This is a genomic window from Tateyamaria omphalii, assembly GCF_001969365.1.
GTDB classification, from domain to species: Bacteria; Pseudomonadota; Alphaproteobacteria; order Rhodobacterales; family Rhodobacteraceae; genus Tateyamaria; species Tateyamaria omphalii_A.
The window spans coordinates 3143108-3163908 of sequence record NZ_CP019312.1 but is presented as its reverse complement, the minus strand read 5'-3'; the positions used below and the strand labels follow the sequence as shown (position 1 = coordinate 3163908).

The 20801-nt window shown below is 63.2% G+C and carries 22 protein-coding genes and 1 riboswitch; of the genes, 14 read left to right on the top strand and 8 right to left on the bottom strand.

The genetic code is table 11. The features are described 5' to 3' along the window. Positions 1-5: 5 nt before the first annotated feature. Positions 6-1535: a DUF2125 domain-containing protein gene (locus BWR18_RS15830; protein ID WP_076629402.1), complete on the bottom strand. Its 1530-nt coding sequence runs from the start codon at positions 1533-1535 to the stop codon at positions 6-8. Positions 1536-1662: 127 nt separating this feature from the next. Between BWR18_RS15830 and BWR18_RS15825 the strand changes: the two genes are divergently transcribed. From BWR18_RS15825 to BWR18_RS21755, 3 genes are all read left to right on the top strand, one after another. Beyond that, positions 1663-2415 carry an SDR family oxidoreductase gene (locus BWR18_RS15825; protein WP_076630362.1) on the top strand — a complete coding sequence of 251 codons (753 nt, stop codon included), beginning with the start codon at positions 1663-1665 and terminating at the stop codon, positions 2413-2415. Next, on the top strand, positions 2412-3017 hold the full coding sequence (locus tag BWR18_RS15820) for an enoyl-CoA hydratase/isomerase family protein (RefSeq protein WP_076629401.1): 606 nt from the start codon (positions 2412-2414) through the stop codon (positions 3015-3017). Before BWR18_RS15825 ends, BWR18_RS15820 begins: the two co-directional genes overlap by 4 nt. Before the next feature lie 66 nt (positions 3018-3083). Next, positions 3084-3260 carry a hypothetical protein gene (locus BWR18_RS21755; RefSeq protein ID WP_157598806.1) on the top strand — a complete coding sequence of 59 codons (177 nt, stop codon included), beginning with the start codon at positions 3084-3086 and terminating at the stop codon, positions 3258-3260. Here BWR18_RS21755 and BWR18_RS15815 read toward each other — a convergent pair. Next, entirely contained in the window at positions 3257-3556 is a 300-nt protein-coding gene (locus tag BWR18_RS15815; protein ID WP_172839396.1) for an HNH endonuclease, read from the bottom strand. The genes BWR18_RS21755 and BWR18_RS15815 overlap by 4 nt on opposite strands. A 69-nt stretch (positions 3557-3625) precedes the next feature. On the opposite strand from BWR18_RS15815, the gene BWR18_RS15810 reads away from it, so the two are divergent. The 3 genes from BWR18_RS15810 to BWR18_RS15800 all read left to right on the top strand — a co-directional run bounded on the left by BWR18_RS15810 (position 3626) and on the right by BWR18_RS15800 (position 6715). Further along, positions 3626-4957: a mechanosensitive ion channel family protein gene (locus BWR18_RS15810; RefSeq protein ID WP_076629400.1), complete on the top strand. Its 1332-nt coding sequence runs from the start codon at positions 3626-3628 to the stop codon at positions 4955-4957. Beyond that, on the top strand, positions 4954-6126 hold the full coding sequence (locus tag BWR18_RS15805) for a TIGR03862 family flavoprotein (RefSeq protein WP_076629399.1): 1173 nt from the start codon (positions 4954-4956) through the stop codon (positions 6124-6126). The genes BWR18_RS15810 and BWR18_RS15805 overlap by 4 nt, the downstream gene beginning before the upstream one ends. A 145-nt stretch (positions 6127-6271) precedes the next feature. Beyond that, positions 6272-6715: a GFA family protein gene (locus BWR18_RS15800; RefSeq protein WP_076629398.1), complete on the top strand. Its 444-nt coding sequence runs from the start codon at positions 6272-6274 to the stop codon at positions 6713-6715. A 91-nt stretch (positions 6716-6806) separates the two neighbouring features. Here BWR18_RS15800 and holA read toward each other — a convergent pair whose 3' ends face one another. From holA to BWR18_RS15780, 4 genes are all read right to left on the bottom strand, one after another. Next, positions 6807-7808, bottom strand: a complete 1002-nt coding sequence (gene holA / locus BWR18_RS15795; protein WP_076629397.1) for a DNA polymerase III subunit delta — start codon at positions 7806-7808, stop codon at positions 6807-6809. After that, a complete protein-coding gene (gene lptE / locus BWR18_RS15790; RefSeq protein ID WP_076629396.1) occupies positions 7805-8272 on the bottom strand; it encodes an LPS assembly lipoprotein LptE in 468 nt (155 codons plus the stop codon). Before lptE ends, holA begins: the two co-directional genes overlap by 4 nt. A gap of 6 nt (positions 8273-8278) precedes the next feature. Continuing rightward, entirely contained in the window at positions 8279-10831 is a 2553-nt protein-coding gene (gene leuS / locus BWR18_RS15785; RefSeq protein WP_076629395.1) for a leucine--tRNA ligase, read from the bottom strand. A gap of 79 nt (positions 10832-10910) precedes the next feature. Continuing rightward, positions 10911-11405, bottom strand: a complete 495-nt coding sequence (locus BWR18_RS15780) for a DUF3576 domain-containing protein (protein ID WP_076629394.1) — start codon at positions 11403-11405, stop codon at positions 10911-10913. A 265-nt stretch (positions 11406-11670) separates the two neighbouring features. On the opposite strand from BWR18_RS15780, the gene BWR18_RS15775 reads away from it, so the two are divergent. Then, on the top strand, positions 11671-12657 hold the full coding sequence (locus tag BWR18_RS15775) for a porin (protein ID WP_076629393.1): 987 nt from the start codon (positions 11671-11673) through the stop codon (positions 12655-12657). Between the two features lie 121 nt (positions 12658-12778). Beyond that, entirely contained in the window at positions 12779-13432 is a 654-nt protein-coding gene (locus tag BWR18_RS15770; RefSeq protein ID WP_076629392.1) for a YggS family pyridoxal phosphate-dependent enzyme, read from the top strand. Between the two features lie 46 nt (positions 13433-13478). Here BWR18_RS15770 and BWR18_RS15765 read toward each other — a convergent pair whose 3' ends face one another. Continuing rightward, positions 13479-13994, bottom strand: a complete 516-nt coding sequence (locus tag BWR18_RS15765) for a L,D-transpeptidase family protein (protein WP_076629391.1) — start codon at positions 13992-13994, stop codon at positions 13479-13481. Further along, on the bottom strand, positions 13991-15079 hold the full coding sequence (gene ribA, locus BWR18_RS15760) for a GTP cyclohydrolase II (RefSeq protein ID WP_076630360.1): 1089 nt from the start codon (positions 15077-15079) through the stop codon (positions 13991-13993). Before ribA ends, BWR18_RS15765 begins: the two co-directional genes overlap by 4 nt. A 162-nt stretch (positions 15080-15241) precedes the next feature. Here ribA and BWR18_RS15755 point away from each other — a divergent pair, with 162 nt between their 5' ends. From BWR18_RS15755 to BWR18_RS15730, 6 genes are all read left to right on the top strand, one after another. Continuing rightward, positions 15242-15928, top strand: a complete 687-nt coding sequence (locus tag BWR18_RS15755; RefSeq protein WP_076630359.1) for a response regulator transcription factor — start codon at positions 15242-15244, stop codon at positions 15926-15928. 298 nt (positions 15929-16226) lie between these two features. Next, a riboswitch (guanidine-I (ykkC/yxkD leader) is annotated at positions 16227-16336 on the top strand. A 72-nt stretch (positions 16337-16408) separates the two neighbouring features. Then, entirely contained in the window at positions 16409-17458 is a 1050-nt protein-coding gene (locus BWR18_RS15750) for a putative urea ABC transporter substrate-binding protein (protein WP_076630358.1), read from the top strand. Positions 17459-17500: 42 nt separating this feature from the next. Beyond that, positions 17501-18310 (top strand): ABC transporter permease, encoded by an 810-nt coding sequence (locus BWR18_RS15745; protein WP_076629390.1) that lies wholly within the window; start codon positions 17501-17503, stop codon positions 18308-18310. Continuing rightward, positions 18310-19086 carry an ABC transporter ATP-binding protein gene (locus BWR18_RS15740; RefSeq protein WP_076629389.1) on the top strand — a complete coding sequence of 259 codons (777 nt, stop codon included), beginning with the start codon at positions 18310-18312 and terminating at the stop codon, positions 19084-19086. The genes BWR18_RS15745 and BWR18_RS15740 overlap by 1 nt, the downstream gene beginning before the upstream one ends. Next, entirely contained in the window at positions 19061-20326 is a 1266-nt protein-coding gene (locus tag BWR18_RS15735; RefSeq protein ID WP_076629388.1) for an agmatinase family protein, read from the top strand. The genes BWR18_RS15740 and BWR18_RS15735 overlap by 26 nt, the downstream gene beginning before the upstream one ends. Before the next feature lie 5 nt (positions 20327-20331). After that, entirely contained in the window at positions 20332-20742 is a 411-nt protein-coding gene (locus BWR18_RS15730) for a hypothetical protein (protein ID WP_076629387.1), read from the top strand. The last annotated feature ends 59 nt before the right edge of the window (positions 20743-20801 follow it).

Here is a 20801-nt window from a genome sequence, read left to right as displayed (position 1 = left end):
CAGGATCAGCGGATGCGCTGACCGTTGGCCAGCACGTGGCCTTCGGGGTTCACTTCGATCTTGGAATTCAGGGTGTCCTCACCCTCGCCCGGCACGGCAAACAGGCCCATCATCATGCGTGCGCCCATCGCCTGGTCCTCGGGCAGAAGGCCCATGCCCACCAGCTTGTCCAGCAGCCCGTTGCCGCCCACCAGGGTCAGGTCCACCGCGCCCTCGGGCCGGGGCATTCCGTCGAATGTCTGCAGGTCGCTGTTGTCAAAGACAAAGTCGCCCGCCCCGGTCAGCTTTGCGCCCACGGCGTCCAGCTCGATCTTGTTGATGGTCAACGCGTTCAACTCACCGGGCACGGTGTCCGCCTCTTCCAGCACGGCCGCTTGCGCCGGGTCAAGGAAGTCGAACAGCACCTTGGCTTTCCCGCTCAGATCAACCAGCAGGGTCGCCGGATCGCGCGGCAATTGCGAGGTCGGGTCAAACAGGCTCCAGAGCATGTCCGACATCACGAATTCGCTGAGCGTGACGGCCAGACCAAAGTCCTGTTCTTCATTCGACTTCTGCAACGGCATCAGGAACCGCGTCCCGATCTCAGCCGCGGAAAAGGACAGCGGCAGGGGCAGTTCGGTCATCAGCATGTTCATGTCCACGCCGGTCTGCGAGACGTCGTAAAGCAGCCCCTCGGGCCCGAAGGACACGTCAAAGGCTGAGCCGGTCGATGTGGCATTGGCCGTCCCGCTGCCATCCGTCTCGCTGCTGAAGGACAGGTCGTAATTGCCGCCCTCGGTGGTAAAGGCCGCGACCGCCTTGAACCCGTCATTCAGCATCGCGTTCATGTCCTGCACGTCCGTGTCCAGCGGCAGATCACCGGTCCCGTTCAGCGTCAGACCGTTCATCGCGCCGCGCAGCGTAAAGCTGTCGTCGCTCTCGGGATCGTTGAACGCCATGTCGTAATCGACCTTGGCCACCGTCATGTCCTGCGTCATTTGACGCAATGTGGCGACAGAGGTTTGCACCGTCTGAGCCAGGTCCGTCATGCGGATGTCGATCTTGGCAATCTCGGGGCCGACCGACACGCCGTCGATGGTCACGCTTTGAAGCGCCATAGCCGCCGCCGGTGCCGCATAGGTATAGGTCAGATCGCCGGGATCACCCGCCGCCACCATGTTTGGGTCGGTCTGGGTAAAGTCGATGACAACCGTCACATCCTCGCCCGTCTCGGGCTGGAAAGTCATGTTCATCTCGGTACTGGCGGGCAGTTCGATGGCAACCGTGCCGTCGCCCTGTTCAACAAAGCTGATCGACGGGAGCACAACTTTGAACGCCGTCTCCTCTTCCTCCAGGTCGATGCTCAGCGTCATATCCGACACTTCCACCGACCCGTCGCCTGCGGCCTCGGACGCGGTGACTGTATAGCCCGTGCTTTCCATATAAGACTGCCAGTCGGACCAGACCTGGTCCGCCGTCAGGTCGGCCAGAGCCGCCGACGCAGGCAGGCACAACGCCACTGCGGTGCCGGAAATGAGATGTGAAAAACGAGACATGTCAGAATCCTTAAATCAGCTGTTGGCCATATCGTCCGGGACGGCGCGTAATGCGTCAAGGCCACAGGGTGGACCTATGCGGCGCATCGCCGTACCACAAGACCAACACGTCATTGCGGAGGGTACAATGCACGACATGAGCGAAAAAACTGTGCTGATCACCGGGGCCAGCCGGGGCATCGGGGCCGACACGGCGCGCGCCTTTGCCGGGGCCGGGGCCAATGTGGCGCTTGTGGCGCGCGGGGCCGATGCCATAGGCGCGCTCGCGGACGACATCGGGCCGCAGGCCATCGCGCTGCCCTGCGATGTCAGCGACTTCGCGGCCGTAAACGATGCGGTCACGCAAACGGTTGCCAAGTTTGGCAGCCTCGATGTGCTGATCGGCAACGCGGGCGTGATCGAACCCATCTCGCATCTGGCCACGGCGGACCCGGGCGACTGGGGCCACGTCATCGACATCAACCTCAAGGGTGTCTTCTACGGCATGCGCGCGGCCCTGCCCGTGATGCTGCAAGCGGGGGCAGGCACGATCCTGACCATCAGTTCGGGTGCGGCCCACGGCCCGGTTGAGGCATGGTCGCATTACTGCGCCTCCAAGGCGGGGGCCGCCATGCTGACCCGCTGTGTCGACAAGGAAAACGGCCCGGCAGGCATCCGCGCCATGGGCCTGTCGCCCGGCACCGTCGCCACCCAGATGCAGCGCGAGATCAAGGCAAGCGGCATCAACCCGGTCAGCCAGCTTGACTGGTCCGACCACATTCCGGCGGACTGGCCCGCACGGGCACTCCTCTGGATGTGCTCTCCAGACGCTGACGCATGGCTTGGACAGGAAATCTCTCTGCGCGATCCTGACATCCGCACACGGGTGGGCCTCACATGATCACGATCGACCGGACGGACCCAATCTGGACCATCACGATCAACCGCCCCGACAAGGCGGGCGCGCTGACCGAACAGATGCTCATCGACCTGCGCGACGCCGCCCGCGATGCCAAAGATGCGGCCGCCGTGATCCTGACGGGCACGGGCAAAGTGTTCAGCGCCGGGGCCGACCTCGACGCCGCGCGCGCGGGCCTCGCCACCTCCCCCTTGTGGGAGGAGCTGTCGGGCGCGCTCGCAGCACTGCCCGGCCTGACGATTGCCGCGCTCAACGGCACGGTCGCGGGCGGGGCGACGGGCATGGCTCTGGCCTGCGACATGCGGATCGCCGTGCCTTCGGCCAAGTTCTTCTACCCGGTGATGAAGCTGGGCTATCTGCCGCAACCCAGCGACCCGCCACGCATGGCGGCCCTGATCGGCCCTGCGCGGACCAAGATGATCTTCCTCGCCGGGCAAAAGATCACGGCGGCTCAGGCGCTCGGGTTCGGACTGGTCGACGATATCGTCGAAGACGGCGATGTGATGGCGCGGGCCCGCGACCTCTGTGCCGACATATCGGCGGCCACTCCGGACACGGCACGCAAGATCAAGGCGATGTGCTGAGGGGCGGGTCCTCCATTCCAACAGGATCGTTGTCAACGGAGTGTTACACGATGTAAGGTTGCACCGATGGCCCGTGACAACCGCATAGTGCGTGTTAAACGCGACCCCCGCCCCGCTCCCAAGACTGAGCGGGACCTGACGACGTCCGAACGGGTGCGTTTGCTCGTCTCGGATGTGCTGATCCAGGTCAGCGCCCAGATTGATGAAAAGCACGCTCAGGATCGCACACCGCGCAAGCGCTAGCGTTTGCGGCGCGCCCCAGGCACCTTTGATGCAAAGCCGGGCGGGCGCTTGGCCACCCAGGCATAGAACTTGGCAAGCCGCGGATGGCTGCGCAGCGCCTCTGGCGTGTTGTAGTCGCGGGCCAGTTCGGCCTCTGTCAGTGTCGCATGAATTTCCCGGTGGCAGATGTGGTGCAACAACACCACCGGCCCGCCCTTGCCCCCTTTCAGTTTCGGGATCAGGTGATGCAGGCTTTGCGGCGCATCGGGTGGGATGGGACGGCCACATAAGGGACAGATCGGATCGGACAGGGCCATGTTTCCTTGCGCAAGCGGGGGCGTCCGTGACAATTGGCGCGGTGTAAGGACGAGGCAAGAGGTGCACCCGTGGAGTTTGATCTCGAAAGCCAGCCCGAGATTGTGCAGACCATCGCAGGCTATGCGCTGCAAGGGTGGGAACTGGCGCTGACGTGGCTGCTCAGCCCGGCGGCATGGTCGCAATTCGCGTTGCTGATCGTCGCCTATCTGGCCGCCGTGGTGATCACCCGGCGCCTACGCCCGGCACTGGCCCGCCTGCTCGATCCCGGTGACAGCGACACGGTTCTGGCCAAGGCGCGGCGCTTCGTGGCGCAATTCCTGCCGCTGGTGTTGCCGCTGATGGCCTATGTCCTGACCGGCATCGGCGAAAGCGTCGTCCGCTCGATCTTTGACAGCGGCGCGGTCATCGCCTTTGGCAAGCGGGTGTTCCTGTTCCTCGCCGTGCGGGCAATGGTGCGGGATATCATCTCCGACCCGTTCCTGAAGCTGCTGGGGCGTTACATCCTGATCCCCATCGCGGCGCTCTATGCGCTCGCGCTGCTCGGACCGGTCGCAACCCGGCTCGAAGCAACCGTGGTGCCGCTGGGCAACCTGTCCTTCAACCTGCTGTGGCTTCTGCAATTCCTGGCCGTGGGCGGCGTGATCTTCTGGCTGGGCCAATGGTCCAACAGCCAGTCCAGCACCTTTATCCAACGGCAGGAGGAAATGCGGCCCTCCCTGCGTCAGCTCGTGGCAAAATCAGTTGAGTTCCTGATCTTCGGCGTCGCCTTCCTGGTGCTGATGAACATCATGGGCATCAACCTGTCCGCCCTTGCCGTGCTGGGCGGGGCCATCGGCGTGGGCTTGGGCTTTGGCCTGCAAAAGATCGCGTCGAATTTCATCTCCGGCGTGATCCTTCTGGTCGAGGGGCAGGCCACCGTCGGCGACTATGTCGAACTCGACGGCGGAGAGGCAGGCACAATCGTAAAAATGACGGCCCGCGCCGCTATCCTCGAGACCTATGACGGCCGCTGGATCGTCGTCCCGAACGAGGATTTCATCACCACCCGCGTCGTCAACTACTCCGACAGCGGCTCCGCCAACCGGTACGAGGCGCCCTTTTCCGTCAGCTACAACACCGACATCAACGCCGTGCCCGACATCATCAACACCGCCGTGTCCAAGCTGGACTTTGTTCTGGACACGCCCGAGGGCCCGGATTGCGAATTGGTCGGCTTTGGCGACAGCGGCATCGACTTCGCCGTCGAATACTGGGTCAACGGCATCGACGACGGCAAGAACAAGTACAAAAGCCACGTGCTCTTCGCGATCTGGAACGCGCTGAAAGAACACGACATTGAAATCCCCTATCCGCACCGCGTGGTCGAGATGAAGGGCGAGTTGCGGACCACGCCTCTGTGACCCACGTGGCCGTCATCGGCGGCGGACCCGCGGGCCTTGCCGCAGCCGAGGTGATGGCAGAAGCCGGACTGAGCGTCACGGTGTTCGAGGCCAAGCCAACGGTCGCACGCAAGTTCCTGATGGCGGGCAAGTCGGGCCTGAACCTGACCAAGGCCGAAGACGTGGCGGCGATGCTCCCCCACTACACCGAAGCGGCCCCCTGGCTCACCCCCGCCCTGCGCGCATGGGATGCCGACGCGATCACCGCCTGGGGCGAGGGGCTGGGGCAAGAGATGTTCGCGGGCTCCACCGGCCGCGTCTTCCCCACGGCCATGAAAGCCTCCCCCCTGCTGCGCGCGTGGTTGCAGCGGTTGGAGGGTCTGGGCGTCACGATCCGCCCCCGCCACCGCTGGACCGGCTGGGACGGATCATCACCGCGCATCACCGGCCCCGATGGCGAAACCCTCACAATCGAAACAGACGCAACGATCCTGGCCTGCGGCGGCGCAAGCTGGGCGCGGCTCGGCTCGGACGGCGCCTGGGCTGACTGGATCGGCATCAATACGGCGCCGTTCGCCGCCTCAAACGCGGCCCTCTCGGTCCACTGGTCACCGCATATGCACAAGCACATGGGCCAGCCGATCAAGGGGGTCGGCTGGCGCGCTGGCCCCTACCGGTCCCGCGGCGAAGCCATCGCCTCGTGGCGCGGGCTTGAGGGCGGTGGCATCTACTCTGTCTCGCGCGGTGTGCGCGAGGGGGCGGAGTTGTTCCTCGACCTGTTGCCTGACCTCAGCGTCGACGACGCGGCACGGCGTCTGGCCCGCCCGCGCGGCAAGGCGAGCTTTTCCAACCACCTGCGCAAGGTGCTCAAACTCTCCCCGCTCAAGATCGCGCTGGCGCAGGAATGGGGGCGGCCCTGGCCCGACGACACGCTGCGCACCGCCCGGCGGCTGAAGAAACTGCGCGTGGCACATACCGGCCTGCGCCCGATGGACGAGGCGATCTCGACGGCGGGCGGCGTGCCAGGGGCGGCACTGGATGACACACTCATGCTGCGGTCAACACCGGGCGTGTTTTGCGCGGGCGAGATGCTGGATTGGGAAGCGCCCACAGGCGGCTACCTGCTCACCGCCTGCCTCGCCACCGGACGATGGGCCGGGCAGGGCGCCGTGCGCTATCTGACACCCTAAGACGGCCGATGCGGCGCGACAGGTGCCACTTTTGACAGCCGGGATGCCGCGCTGCAGGACGCGGCCCAAACCAGAACGCTGCTGTCAGAAATTGTCACGCCGCGCTGCTAGGCTGCTGTGAAAGGGCATATAACAGGAGGTTTCAATGTCACAAACAGGGTCCTGCGTCTGCGGCGCGGTCAGGTTCACCGTCACCAAACCTGTCACTGAAACGGGGGCCTGCCATTGCAGCATGTGCCGCAAATGGTCGGGCGGCGTCTATCTGGGCATTCAGGTTCCGAAGGGCGCGATGGAGATCGAGGGCGCGGACAACCTGTCGGTCTATACCTCCTCGCCCTGGGCGGAACGGGTGTTTTGCAAGACCTGCGGATCGTCCCTGTTCTACCGCGTCACCGCCCCCGGACCGATGAACGGGGAAATGCATGTGGGCATGGGCAGTTTCGACGACCCGTCCGGCATCGCGCTGACGGGCGAGATCTTTATCGACCGCAAGCCCGATGGCTATGCCTTTGCGGGCGACGGGCGGCATGTGATGACCGAAGCCGAGGTGCTGGAGATGTTCGCCGCGCCGCCCCCGGAACAAGCGTGATCCAAAGGCCGCTGCGCGACGCGATTTGTTTCTGTGAATGAGGGGCTCTGCCCCTCAAACTCCCCGAAGTATTTTCAGCCAGAAGAAGGGGTTATCTGCGCGCGAGCATGGCCAGGCGGATGAAGCAGCGTTCGACCAAGGCGAGCGCCGGGGCATTTTGACCGGCTGAGCGGAGTTTCAGGTCGGTGTCGGTCAATTCGGTGAGTGCCAGTTCCAGCTTGGGGGCGCCCCAGTTGCGCGCTTGCGCCAGCATCTTGTCGCGGTTGGGGCCCCAGATCTGCGGGCGGCCGGACGTGTCGCTTGCGGCGCGGTGCAGGGATCGAAAGTGGCGCATGGCGCCGATGCACAGGGCCACGGCGTTCACCCCTTGGGCCTGCAGGCGCTGCATCACGGGGCCGATGGCCGCGGCATTGCCATCGCCCACGACCAGCAGCACATCGTCCACATCCGCTTCGATCGAGGCGGGCGCGCAGGCGGTGATGTCCGCGGCGCTGAGCGGGGCGGGATCGTTCAGTTTATAAAGCCCCACCTTTTCCAAGGTCTGGCGAAAGTCCCCCGGCTCCAGTTGCCGGGCCAGATCCATCAACAGGTGCATCGCCTCTTGCGGCGGGTACGTGATGCCTGCCGCCGTCAGGTCGCGTTCAATTTCGTCCCGCGTGGGCGGGGTGTCGTAGATGCCAGCGGCATAGGCTTTGGCGTGTGCCTCGAACGCCTTGCGCAGTTTCGACGTCGGTTTCAGCGTGCCCGCCGTGACCACGATCTGCGCGTCGCCCGGCGCCCAGTCCGACAGCGCGTCGGTGATGATCGGCCCGGTGTTTTCGTTGGCATCCTCGACCAGTGCCACACGCGGGCCAGGGAAAAATCCCATGGCCTTGACCGCATCCAGCAGCAGCGCCGGTTCCTTGCGCAAATCGCCCGCGGCGATGCGTGTCAGGCGCATTTCCTCTTCGCCCTGCGGACCGATCAGCGCCGCCACGACCTGTTGCCGTTTCAGGGCAATCCGCATCCCGTCGGCACCGTATATCAACAGCCCCGCCGCGTCCGGGTCCGGTTTTGCAAAATACGCCGTCGCCTGGCCGGTGTTCAGTTTCACAGGTCGGAGACTTGTAATTGCAGCACAATTTCGTCTGCGAGGATCGTCATCAGCCGTTCTGTCGCATCGCGTTGTGCCGACAGGGTCGCCACGGTGGTGCCGGTGGCGGAATAACCCACGAAGTTATCCACAAGGTCCGACATGACAACGGCACCCGTGTCGGCATCCGACAGCGTGAAGGCGGCCGACCCGATCATGTGATAGCGGCGGATGTCGCCATCGGGGTCGATGGCCCGCGCCTCTTCCGCAACCGACAGGTCGATGGCCAGCTTGTAGGTTGGATCGCCGGCGCGCCCCAGACGTTCTTCAAGCTGCCGCACCAGTAGGAACCCTTCGCGGTCGCGTGGCGGGTCGACCAGCACCCGGTTCTGCAGCTTCGTGCCTGTGCCGCCCGGCCCATAGACCGGTTCGAACCCGCAGGCAGCGACGGTCAGGGCAAGGGTGAGGGCAGCAAGCAGGCGCATGTCGGATCAGACCACCACGTTGACGATACGGCCCGGCACGACGATCACTTTCTTCGGTGATCCGCCATCCAGGGCCTTTTGCACAGCTTCGGTTGCCAGGCTGAGTTTTTCAACCTCGGCCTTGTCCAGATCGGCGGCGACGGTGATTTCGCCGCGCCGTTTGCCGTTGATCTGGATCGGCAGGGTGACCGTGTCGGACACCAGCATCGCTTCGTCTGCTGTGGGCCATGGGGCGTGGATGATCAGCCCCTCGCCGCCCTGATGCGCCCAGATGTCTTCGGCCAGGTGCGGCGTCATCGGCGCCATGAGTTGGGCAAGCGTCATGATGGCCTGCCGTTGGGCGGCGTGGCTTGCCTTCGATTTTTGCAGCGTGGCGGTGAAGCCATAGAGCTTGGCAATCGCGGCGTTGAAACCAAAGGATTCGACGCCCATCGTCACGTCATGGATGGTCTTGTGCATGGCGCGCAGCAAATCATCGTCGCCCGTGCCCGGCGCGTCCTTGTCCATTGCTCCGATCCGGTCACACAGGGTCCAGACGCGGCTCAGGTGCTTGTAGGCCGCCTCGGCGCCCGAGGCGGTCCATTCCACGTCCCGTTCGGGCGGCGAGTCGCTCAGCACGAACCAGCGTGCCGTGTCGGCCCCGTAGCTTGCGATGATGCTGGCCGGGTCGACCACGTTCTTTTTCGACTTCGACATCTTGGCCGAGGGGATGATGTCGACCGGGGCACCAGAAGCGCCAAGGCGCGCACCGGATTCGGTCCATTCGATATCCTCGGGCAGGTGATAGACAGGCCGGTCATTTTCGTCGCGCGTCACATAGATCTCGTGCGTGACCATCCCTTGGGTGAACAGCGCATCGAACGGCTCCTCGCACCCTTGCGGCAGGTGCCCGGTGATCCGCATCGCGCGCGAGAAGAAGCGGGAGTAGAGCAGGTGCAGGATCGCGTGTTCGATCCCGCCGATATACTGGTCCACATTCATCCAGTAGGCCGCGTCGTCCAGATCAGTGGGCTTGTCCGCCCGGGGCGCGGTGAAGCGGGCAAAGTACCAGGACGAATCGACAAAGGTGTCCATCGTGTCCGTCTCGCGCCGGGCGGGTTTGCCGCAGGCCGGGCAGGGCACGTCGCGCCAGGTCGGGTGGCGGTCCAGCGGGTTGCCGGGGATGTCGAAAGTCACGTCATCGGGCAGTTCGACCGGCAGGTTTTCGGTCTTCTCGGGCACCACGCCGCAATCGTCGCAATGCACGACGGGAATGGGACACCCCCAATAACGCTGGCGGCTCAGGCCCCAGTCACGCAACCGGTACTGCACCTGGCCCTGACCCAGACCATGCGCCTCGAAATAGTCGATGGTGGCGTCGATGCCCTGCTGGCTCGTCGCCTCGGCAATGCCCGCGAAGTGGTCGATATAGACAACCGGCTCCGTCTTGGCTGGCACCAGGGCCTCATCCCCCACCTCAACCTCGGCGCCCGGCATGTAAAACGCATTCTGCACCGGCAACCCGTACTTGCGGGCAAAGTCCAGATCACGCTGGTCATGGGCCGGACAGCCAAAAACGGCGCCGGTGCCATAATCCATCAGCACGAAATTCCCGATCCACACGGGCAGCTCGACATCGGCATAGACGGGGTGCTTGACGCGCAGACCGGTATCGACACCCTTCTTCTCGGCCTTTTCCATGGCCGCCTCGGTCGTGTCCATCTTCCGGCACGCGTCGACAAAGGCCGCGAGGTCGGGGTTGTCCGCCTCAAGCGCCTTCGCCACCGGATGGTCCGGGGCCACGGCAATAAACGACGCACCGCGCATGGTATCAGGGCGGGTCGAATAGCACTGGATGGTGCCATTCCCATCCGTACGGTCAAAGGTGATCTCGATGCCGCGGCTCTCGCCGATCCAGTTCTCCTGCATCAGACGCACCTTGGCGGGCCAGTTCTCAAGCCCGCTCAACGCGTCCTTCAACTCCCCGGCCATATCGGAAATCTTGAAAAACCACTGCGTCAACGCGCGGCGCTCGACCTCGGCGCCCGACCGCCACCCCTTGCCATCAATGACCTGCTCGTTGGCCAGCACGGTCATGTCGACCGGGTCCCAGTTCACCTGCGCGTTCTTGCGGTAGACCAGTCCGGCCTCAAGCATGTCCAGAAACAGCGCCTGCTGCTGGCCGTAATACTCCGGGTCACAGGTGGCGAACTCGCGGCTCCAGTCGATGGACAGGCCCAACGGCTTCATCTGGCCACGCATGTCGGCGATGTTGTCATAGGTCCACGTCTTCGGATGACCGCCAATGGCCATGGCGGCATTCTCGGCGGGCATCCCGAACGCATCCCAACCCATCGGATGCAGCACGTTGTGGCCCGTCGACATCTTGTAGCGGGCGATCACATCGCCCATCGTATAGTTGCGCACGTGACCCATATGGATGCGCCCCGACGGATACGGGAACATCTCAAGCACGTAATACTTGGGCTTGTCAGCACTGCGCGTGGCCTGGAACACGCCGGCCTCGTCCCAGGCGGCCTGCCAGCGGGCTTCGATCTCGGATGGGGTATAGGGTGCCATGGTCTGGTCCTGAATGTGCAAACGCCGGGCGTGGGGCCCGGCGCGTGTGATAAAGCGGAAAGTGATGCGCGGAAAGGGCCTATAGCCGGTTGTCGGCCACACGTAGCTGACGGGCGCGGGTCAGGATCGCATCCTCGATCGCGCGCACGGTCGCGGCACTGGCTGGACCGCTGCGGGTCTGCAAGGCGACGTTCAGCGACCGGGCGTCCAAGGCAGGATCACCGATCAACACCGTCGCACGGTAGGCACGGCCGCCGCCGGGCGGGGTGCCAAAGCCGGTGACAATGACGCCGGTAAACGGGTCAACAGATTGAACAGGCAGGAAATCCAGAACCTGCAGCGATGCAGACCAGATATACTTGTTCACGCGTACGATAGATTCCTGGTTGCGCCGCGCCCGCAGGGCCTCGCCCAGGGTCGTGCCGGTGCGAATATCGCGTTCGCGCGCACTGTCGCCATCGCCCACAATGCGCTCTGAATCCGGATCGGTCACACCGATCCTGCCACCGCAGGCAGCCAGAAACACCGCCAAAGACAGGGCCGCCACCCGGCCTACTACTCGCGTTTTGCGCATTGGACGTCCCAATCCCAGTTCTTTGCGCACCGTGATAGACAAGTTGCCAAGGGCTCGCAAGACAGGCCCGCGCGGCGGGTGGCTGGATGCAAAGCGCCCACGTGGCCATGCGGCAGCACTGTGGCAAAGCTGCACCAACCATGCCGTAATTGGACCGGCGGTGTCATGCGTCGCTTGAGATGGCCCGGCAAATGGTTGAGACAGCATCCATCCCCTCGCCGGATTCCCCGGTTAGGGCGTGTGACTGAAAACCGAGGGAAAACTCATGAAAAAAGTTCTCTTCGCTACAACCGCGCTCATTGCCACAACCGGCATGGCAGCAGCGGAAGTGACGTTTGGCGGCTTTGGCCGTTTTGGCCTCTTCTATGATGAAGGCAACGACGCCGTTGGCAACGACGAACTGCGCATTGAACAGCGCTTCCGTCTGACCGCGACCGGCACCGCAACATCCGACAACGGCCTGGAATTCGAAGGCCGTATCCGCTTCCAAACAGACGACCAGTCCAATGGTGCATCGAACGTTGCACGTCGTTCGGCTGCTGGCTTTGCCGTTTCGACCGGTGGCTTCCGTCTGGACGTGGGTAGCGTTTCCGACGTCATCGACTCCGGCGACGTTGTTGACTACTACGGCTACGGCGTCGGCCTGACTTCGTTCGCCGAACAGTCGTCGGCGTTCAACAATGTTCCAGCATCCGGCTTTGGCGTCGAAGACGATGATTCCGAAATCGCGCCGACCGTGAAACTGCGGTACACGGCTGGCGATTTCACTGTTGCAGCGTCGATCACCGATGATTCGGCTGCAACCGACACAGCTGCCAATACCGTCACGAAGCGTGAAGAGTATCAGCTCGGCTTCGGCTACAACTTCGGCAACTACTCCGCCGGTGTTGCATTCGGTAACGAAGACACCGAAGTCCTCGACGGAACCACCGGTGCTGTGAACAGCAGCGTCGACAATGACTTCTGGGTCATCTCGTTTGGTGGTGAGATCGGCGCGTTTGCCTTCTCGATCCTGGTTGGTGATTCCGACATCAACGACGAAACGATGTACGGTCTGTCCGCCAAGTACGACATTGGCGCCGCGACTGAAATTCGCTTCGCATTCTCCGACTCCGGTCTGGACAACGAAGACGAAGTCGTCGCAATCGGCTTCCGTCACTCGCTGGGCGGCGGTGTATCGCTGCGCGGTGGTGTTGGCCAAAACACCAGCGGCGACACAGTTGCCGATCTGGGTGTGATCTTCAACTTCTGATAGTTGATCACAGTCCAAAGATTTGGGGCGGGCCTGTGGCCTGCCCCTTTTCTTTTCCGACCTTTGCATTTCGGCCAAAGCCGTGCTTTCTGCGCATCAAGCCCGCTGCAATAGGTGCGATATGTCCCTGTCCGAAATCTCCGCCAAGATCGAAGCCGCCTGCGCCAAAGCGGGGCGCGACCCGGACAGTGTCAAGCTGATCGCGGTCAGCAAGGTGCAACCACTGGACCGTGTCACCGCCGTTCTGGACGCGGGGCACCGCCTCTTTGGTGAAAACCGCGTGCAGGAGGCCGATGGCAAGTGGCCCGACCTGCGGGATCAATACGGCGCCGTAGACGTGCACCTGATCGGGCCTTTGCAAAGCAACAAGGCGCGGCAGGCGATGCAGCTGTTTCAGGCGATCCATTCCGTGGACCGGCCCAAACTGGCGAATTCCATCGCCCGCCTCGCCCAAGAGCTTGGAACCTGCCCCGACATCTTTGTTCAGATCAACACAGGCGAAGAGCCGCAAAAGGCGGGTGTACTGCCCACCGAGGCGGACGCCTTCGTCGCCGCGTGCCGCGCCCTCGATCTGCCGGTGCAGGGCCTCATGTGCATCCCGCCGGTAGAGGAGGAGCCGTCATTGCACTTCGCCTTGCTCGCCAAGATCGCCGCCCGCAACGGTCTCGCGGGTCTGTCCATGGGTATGAGCGGCGATTTCGAAAGCGCCATCGCGCTCGGTGCGACCCATATCCGCGTGGGCTCCGCCATCTTCGGCGCCCGCGTCAAAGGTTAACACTTCCTGAAAGCGTAGCTGCAAGCCCTTGAAATCGCTCACGCGGCTAGGCGTCCCACCGTGGGTCACTGCCCACAATCAACCGCGTCTCAAACCTGATCCGCGGCGCGATCCAGGCCAGATGATCCGGCCGCAACCCGATGCACCCTTCCGTCGGATACCCCGGCCGCCGCCAGCGATGGATAAAAATGGCCGACCCCCGCCCCGGCACCGAAAAAGGCCAGTTCCAATCCGTCAGGATCACCAAATCATAAAGCGGATCCGCCCGCCGCAGCACCTCATGGCTGGGGGCGTATGGGGCGCGGACCATATGATTGTAATCCTCATCCCCCACATCATCCGACCACAGATCGCCGGGCCGGATCGGCACCGCCCAATCCGCTGGCGCCGCCATCCGGTCGGGCCGGTAAAGCATCCCAACCAGCCGGTGCGCCCCGCAGGGTGTCGCCCCATCCCCCTCGCGCTTTTTTCCGGTGATCCCGCCCCGCCCAACGGTGCAGGGAAAGACATGCCCCCCAAAACGAAGCCCGCGCGGCGTGACCACCATATCCAGAGGGGTCACAGCAGATGCCCCGACTTCGCCGCCTTGGTGGCCAGATAATCCCGGTTGAACCGGTTCTCACCCACTTTCAAAGGCACCCGCTCGGTCACGCTGATCCCACTCGCCTCCATCATCGCAACCTTGGCGGGGTTATTGGTCAACAGGCGGACGGACGCAAATCCCATGGACTTCAGAATGTCCGACCCCAGCCGAAAATCCCGCTCATCATCCTCGAACCCAAGCCGGTGATTGGCATCGACGGTGTCGAACCCCTGATCCTGCAAGGCATAGGCACGCATCTTGTTGGCCAGGCCAATCCCGCGCCCCTCCTGATTCATATAGAGAAGAACACCCGCCCCCTCGGCCCCCATCTGGGCCAGGGCACCCCGCAGCTGCGGCCCGCAATCGCATTTCAGGCTGCCCATGACATCCCCTGTGAAACAGGCCGAATGCAGGCGGGCCAGCACCGGTTGGCTGCGATCCGGGCGCCCGATCTCGAACGCGTAATGCTCCTCCCCTCCATCCTCGGGGCGAAAGACGTGCAGCCGCCCCGCTTCGGAGGCTTCCACCGGCAGACGGGCCTGCACGACGGGATGCAGCAGGCTCGACTGCGCCATCAGCGGCTCTGCCAAGGCGAGGGGGATTGCGGTCAAGCTATGGGACACGGCGAATTTCAAACCCTCAGGAACGGGCGCGCATAGGGCGGCAGGCAGCAACCGCGCCGCCTTGCACAGTTGGATAGCGACCCGGTGCGCTGCTGCATCGCCATCGCGCAGCGACTGCAACGGCCCCTTCATGGGGGTGGCCAGATCGTCTGCGGGATCGGCAAGCGATTGCAGCCAACCCAGGGCGGCGGCCTCCGGCACGGCAATCCGGGCCACATCGCCATCATACACCCGCGCCTTCATTGTTTCAGCCCGCCATCCAGTCAGGGCCAGTTCCAACGGCGCCCCAAGCGCGCGCAGCGCGGCCAGCCGTTCGGGCGTCATCGCCTCGACCGCAACGGCCAGCACCGACACCTCGGCCAGGACCACAATGGGCACGCCCATGCGCAGATCGGCACGGGCCCGCGCCAGCATCTCCACGATATCCGGGCCCAACCCCATGTAACAAATCCTCGCCTTTGTCTCGCCCGACATACGCAAATCGCGGTGGAATTGAAACATTTGGCCGCCCGCTGACACATGGGCGTGAAACATTTGGTCCACAACTTGCTGAAACCGCTGCGCGACCGCATCTATCCTGCAACATCAAGGGAGACGAGACCCATGGCACAATTGAAGAAAATCCTTCTGGTCGACGATGACGAGGATCTGCGCGAGGCGCTCAGCGAACAGCTTGTCATGACCGAAGATTTCGACGTGTTCGAGGCCGGCAACGGCCAGGACGCGTTGGTCAAGGCCAAGGAGGCGATTTACGACCTCGTGATCCTTGACGTCGGCCTGCCGGACACGGACGGCCGCGAACTGTGTCGCGTGATGCGCAAGCAGGGGGTCAAGTCGCCCATCCTGATGCTGACCGGCCACGATACGGACGCCGACACGATCCTGGGCCTCGATGCGGGCGCCAATGACTATGTGTCCAAGCCTTTCAAGTTCCCCGTCTTGCTGGCCCGCATCCGCGCGCAACTGCGCCAGCACGAACAGTCCGAAGACGCGGTGTTCACCCTCGGGCCGTACACGTTCAAACCGTCGGTCAAGATGCTGATCACCGAAGACGACCGCAAAATACGCCTGACCGAGAAAGAGACGAACATCCTCAAGTTCCTCTATCGCTCGACCGAAGGCGTGGTGGCGCGCGACGTGCTCTTGCACGAAGTCTGGGGCTACAACGCAGGCGTCACGACCCACACGCTGGAGACGCACATTTACCGGTTGCGCCAGAAAATCGAACCAGATCCGTCCAATGCGCGCCTTCTTGTGACCGAAAGCGGCGGATATCGTCTTATTGCGTGACATTGACGTGGGTCAAAGCGGAACCATCCACTTTGACCGATGTTACGTACACGAAGCCCGCGCATGTCGGGGCCGCCTCGCGGCGAAACATGCACCTCCCTGTTGGACTTGCCCGGGCCTGAGTGCCCGGGTTTTTTTGGCGTCGTGCAGGCCGCAAAGATATGTGATCCGGCCGCCGACTGCCCATTCGTCACGCATTCCGCCCAAAAGCCGCTGCAAAACTGTGCGCTTTTTCCGATAAACTTCGGTTCGGCCCATCGGGTTTTGGTGCATACCCATCCCCCACGTACCGTCGCAAGCGCAGGGCACCTAGGGTTCCGCCTGTCGCATATGGCAGGGCTGGTCCGAGAGGTGCCGCCGATCCGGCAAATTCCGGACGGTACACGGCGGGGCAAAATCCCGGGAGAGCACTGCGACGGTTCGGCCGCGTCTCTCACTTTCATCTTCGGTCGTATGAATTTTATGTATCTGGAGGATGATATGATCCGTTCAACTGTTTTCGCTACCCTGGCACTTACGCTGACAACATTCGGTGCCGTCGCGCAGGAAAAGACCGAATTCAAGGTCGCCTGGTCGATCTATGTGGGTTGGATGCCTTGGGGCTATCTCGAAGAAAGCGGGATCATGGACAAGTGGGCCAACAAGTACGAGATCGACGTCGAGATCGTGCAGATCAACGATTATGTCGAATCCATCATCCAATATGCGGCAGGCGAATTTGATGGCGTGACCGCGACCAACATGGACACCCTTTCGATTTCGTCGGGCGGTGGCGTGGACACCACAGCGCTGATCGTCGGCGACTATTCCAATGGCAATGATGCTGTCATCCTGAAGGGTGAGGGGAGCCTCGCCGACCTTGCAGGCAAGCCGGTGAACCTGGTCGAACTGTCCGTGTCGCATTACCTGCTCGCGCGCGGGCTCGACAGTGTGGGCCTGGCCGAACGGGATCTGGCGTCGGTCATCAACACATCGGACGCCGACATGATCGCGGCCTATGCGACCCCGGATGTCGAAGCGGTGGTGACATGGAACCCGCTGGTGTCGACCATCCTGGAACAGCCTGGCGCGACCAAGGTTTATGACAGCTCGGACATCCCTGGTGAGATCATCGACATCATGTGGGTCAACACCGAAACCCTCGCCGCCAACCCGAATTTCGGCAAGGCGCTGACCGGCGCATGGTACGAGTTGATGGCGCTGATGGCCGCAGGCGACGAGGGCGCACTGACTGCGATGGCCGAAGCGTCGGGCACCGACCTTGCGGGGTACAAGGCGCAACTGGCCTCGACCGAGATGTTCTATGACCCCGCCGACGCGGTCGCATTTACCGAAGGGGAGGCATTGAAGACGACCATGGTCAACGTGGCCGAGTTCCTCTTCGACAAGGGGATACTTGGGGAAGGCGCGCCAAGCGCGGACTTTGTGGGTGTGGAATACCCGGATGGGACCACGACCGGCGACTCGGCAAACGTCATGATGCGTTATGACACGACTTATATGCAAATGGCCGCCGACGGCGCGCTGTGAACACAGGCCTCCCGCACCGTTGATCGGTGCGGGGCTTGACCGATGCGCTGGATCAACAAAACCCCCGGACGGCCATTCGCCCTGTTCCTGATGGTGCTGCCCTTTGTGCTGGTGCTGATCATTTACGCGATGGGGTCGGACGCACGGCGCGCAGCAAACCCTGCGGACAAGCTGTTGCCGCCCCCGTCGCAATTGGTGGACACGGCGGCGCGGCTGGTGTCCGAACCTGACCGTCGCTCGGGCGAGATCCTGTTCTGGCAGGACACCGCCTCCAGCCTGCGGCGTCTGGCCATTGGTGTTGGCCTCGCGGCCAGCCTGGGGCTGGTGTTCGGGCTGTTGATCGGGCTTCTGCCGGTGGCCCATGCGGGGCTGAACAGTTTTGTGGCCGTGATCTCGATGGTGCCGCCGCTTGCGATCTTGCCGATCCTGTTCATCGTGTTTGGTTTGGGCGAGCTGTCCAAGGTCGCCCTGATCACCATCGGCATCACGCCCTTCCTGATCCGCGACCTGTCTGCGCGCACGGCCGAACTGCCCGCGGAACAGATCATCAAGGCACAGACGCTGGGGGCGTCATCGCTGGCCATCGCACTTCGCGTGGCGTTGCCGCAGATCATGCCGCGCCTGATCCAGGCGGTGCGTTTGTCCCTTGGTCCGGCCTGGCTGTTCCTGATCGCAGCCGAGGCCATCGCAAGCGAGGACGGGCTCGGCTACCGCATTTTCCTTGTGCGCCGGTACCTCGCGATGGACGTCATCCTGACATATGTGGCCTGGATCACCTTGATCGCCTTCGTCCTCGACTGGTGCCTTGCGCGACTGTCCCGGCGCCTCTTTCCTTGGGCAGAGGCTGCGTGATGGGCTTTGTCACCGTCGAACATGTGTCCCAGCGATATGGGGACCGACCTATCCTCGACAACGTTTCGCTCGAGGTGGCCGAGGGCGCGTTCATCTCGATTGTGGGGGCGTCGGGCTGTGGGAAATCCACATTTCTGCGACTGCTGCTCGACCAGGAGCGTCCGACGCGGGGGGAAATCCGCGTCGATGGCATCCCCTTGCAGGGCGAGCCAAATCGCAGCCGCGGTATCGTCTTTCAACGCTATTCGACCTTTCCGCACATGACGGTGCGCGACAATCTGGTGGCTGCCGAAGGGTTGAGGGCGAACCTGTTGGGCATTCTGCCCCGGTCGCGGCGCAAGGCCGTACGCGACCGCGCAGATATTGCGCTTGAGCGTATTGGTCTCGCCCATGTGGCGCACCAGTATCCCGCGACCTTGTCCGGCGGTATGCAGCAACGGCTTGCCATCGCGCAGGCGCTTGCGGCAAAACCGCGCATCCTGCTCCTGGACGAACCCTTTGGCGCGCTGGACCCCGGCACCCGCGAGCGTATGCATGACTTTCTGCAAGAGCTGCGGGCCCAGACGAACATGACCGTTTTCATGGTCACCCACGACCTGAGCGAAGCGTTCAAGCTGGGCGACCGGGTTCTGGCCTTCGACAAGGTGCGGTGGGATCCGCAGTTTCCGGACGCCTATGGCGCCACCATCACTTACGACTTCGATGCCCGCGATGGCGGGATTCCCTATCAGATACTCAAGGAGGATACCCATGTTCTGGACGCCACAGGATCGTAGCCGATCGCACCGGCCCGATGATCGCCAGATCCCGGACCGCCGCGCCCATCACCCCGACCTGTCCAAGCTGCAAGGCTGGAAGTCGATGCAGGCCGAGGCCGACATTCCCGAAGGCGAATGGGAGAAGGAAAAGGCTTGGGCCCTGCGCATGGGCCTGACCGCCGCCGACAGCATCGAAGACCGGTCCATCCCCACCTTCGCGCGGGGCGAGCTGCCCCACTACGCGGGCATCAACACCTTCCTCAAGGCCCCCTATACCGAAGACGTGACCGAGGTGGGCAATTACGACGCCTGCGTCCTCGGCGCGCCCTTTGACGGGGGCACAACCTACCGCCCCGGCACGCGCTTCGGCCCGCAAGGCGTCCGCAAGATCAGCGCGCTTTACACGCCCTACAACTATGAAATGGGGATCGACCTGCGCGAGCAGATGTCGCTGTGCGATGCGGGCGACATCTTTACCATCCCCGGCAATATCGAAAAGACGTTCGACCAGATCAGCCGCGCGGTCAGCCACGTGTTCTCGTCCGGCTCCATGCCGATCATCATTGGGGGGGATCACTCCATTGGCTTCCCCTGCGTGCGCGGGATCGCCGAATGCACCTCCAAGAAAATCGGCATCGTCCACTTCGACCGCCACGCCGACATCCAGGAAAAAGACCTGGATGAGCGCATGCACACCACCCCGTGGTTCCACTCCACCAATCTGCCCAACGTGCCTGCCAAGAACCTCGTGCAGGTCGGCATCGGCGGCTGGCAGGTCCCGCGCGAGGCGGTGAAGGTTGCGCGCGAGCGCGAGACCAACATCATCACCATGGGCGACATGGAAAAGATGGGCGTCGACAAGACCGCCGAGATGGCGCTGGAAATGGCGTGGGATGGTGTCGACATGGTCTATATGTCCTTCGACATCGACAGCATCGACTGCGGCTTTGTCCCCGGCACGGGCTGGCCCGAACCGGGCGGCTTCCTCCCGCGCGAGGCGTTGGCGCTCGCGTCCAAAGTCGCGGCCGAAGGCATCTGCGGCATGGAACTGGTCGAGGTCTCACCGCCCTATGACCAATCGGAAATCACCGCCCTTATGGGCACGCGCGTCATCGTGGACGTGCTGGGCTCGCTCGTGGCGTCGGGCAAGATGGGGGACCACCGCAAGCACATCGACAAGCCGGTGAACCTGCCCATGGGTGACTACGACGCGGCCCGCGACGGCAACCGCTGGTCCACCCCGCACAAGAAAGGCTGACACTCATGCCCCATGACATCGTGAACGGCCATATCGGCCACAACCACGCCGCCGACCACCTGCATTCCCACCTCAAGCCCGAGGACGAAGCGGCCGACATTCAGGTCCTGTGCACCCAATTCATCGACGGGTTTCGTGACGCGAAAGACAAGGCCGCCTACCTGAAAATCGCAAATATCCCGCTGGAAATGCCCTGCACCAGCGGCGGTCCGGATCTGAAGCTGGTGGACGTGTCCGTCACCTCGGAATGGCAGGTCGGCACGGCCTCGCCCTCCTTCGGCTCGCCCGAACTCAGCTATCTGCCGTTTCCCGGCGACATGATATCAGAACGGATCAACATGGCCTTTGTCTATGTGTCCACGAAACGGCGCGAGGAGATGGACCTGAGGCAATTTCTGGCAGACAAAACACAGTAGTGGCAAGAAATCCCCCAATGGTTGTATCGGTCCCTGCCGTGGCGACTGGGGTCGCGTCT

Bases quoted from the DNA above. Each gene is read 5' to 3' on its own strand.
- BWR18_RS15830 (WP_076629402.1), bottom strand. From the start codon at position 1,535: ATGTCTCGTTTTTCACATCTCATTTCCGGCACCGCAGTGGCGTTGTGC.
- BWR18_RS15825 (WP_076630362.1), top strand. From the start codon at position 1,663: ATGCACGACATGAGCGAAAAAACTGTGCTGATCACCGGGGCCAGCCGG.
- BWR18_RS15820 (WP_076629401.1), top strand. From the start codon at position 2,412: ATGATCACGATCGACCGGACGGACCCAATCTGGACCATCACGATCAAC.
- BWR18_RS21755 (WP_157598806.1), top strand. From the start codon at position 3,084: ATGGCCCGTGACAACCGCATAGTGCGTGTTAAACGCGACCCCCGCCCC.
- BWR18_RS15815 (WP_172839396.1), bottom strand. From the start codon at position 3,556: ATGGCCCTGTCCGATCCGATCTGTCCCTTATGTGGCCGTCCCATCCCA.
- BWR18_RS15800 (WP_076629398.1), top strand. From the start codon at position 6,272: ATGTCACAAACAGGGTCCTGCGTCTGCGGCGCGGTCAGGTTCACCGTC.
- lptE (WP_076629396.1), bottom strand. From the start codon at position 8,272: ATGCGCCTGCTTGCTGCCCTCACCCTTGCCCTGACCGTCGCTGCCTGC.
- leuS (WP_076629395.1), bottom strand. From the start codon at position 10,831: ATGGCACCCTATACCCCATCCGAGATCGAAGCCCGCTGGCAGGCCGCC.
- BWR18_RS15780 (WP_076629394.1), bottom strand. From the start codon at position 11,405: ATGCGCAAAACGCGAGTAGTAGGCCGGGTGGCGGCCCTGTCTTTGGCG.
- BWR18_RS15775 (WP_076629393.1), top strand. From the start codon at position 11,671: ATGAAAAAAGTTCTCTTCGCTACAACCGCGCTCATTGCCACAACCGGC.
- BWR18_RS15770 (WP_076629392.1), top strand. From the start codon at position 12,779: ATGTCCCTGTCCGAAATCTCCGCCAAGATCGAAGCCGCCTGCGCCAAA.
- ribA (WP_076630360.1), bottom strand. From the start codon at position 15,079: ATGGGGTTGGGCCCGGATATCGTGGAGATGCTGGCGCGGGCCCGTGCC.
- BWR18_RS15755 (WP_076630359.1), top strand. From the start codon at position 15,242: ATGGCACAATTGAAGAAAATCCTTCTGGTCGACGATGACGAGGATCTG.
- BWR18_RS15750 (WP_076630358.1), top strand. From the start codon at position 16,409: ATGATCCGTTCAACTGTTTTCGCTACCCTGGCACTTACGCTGACAACA.
- BWR18_RS15745 (WP_076629390.1), top strand. From the start codon at position 17,501: ATGCGCTGGATCAACAAAACCCCCGGACGGCCATTCGCCCTGTTCCTG.
- BWR18_RS15740 (WP_076629389.1), top strand. From the start codon at position 18,310: ATGGGCTTTGTCACCGTCGAACATGTGTCCCAGCGATATGGGGACCGA.
- BWR18_RS15735 (WP_076629388.1), top strand. From the start codon at position 19,061: ATGTTCTGGACGCCACAGGATCGTAGCCGATCGCACCGGCCCGATGAT.
- BWR18_RS15730 (WP_076629387.1), top strand. From the start codon at position 20,332: ATGCCCCATGACATCGTGAACGGCCATATCGGCCACAACCACGCCGCC.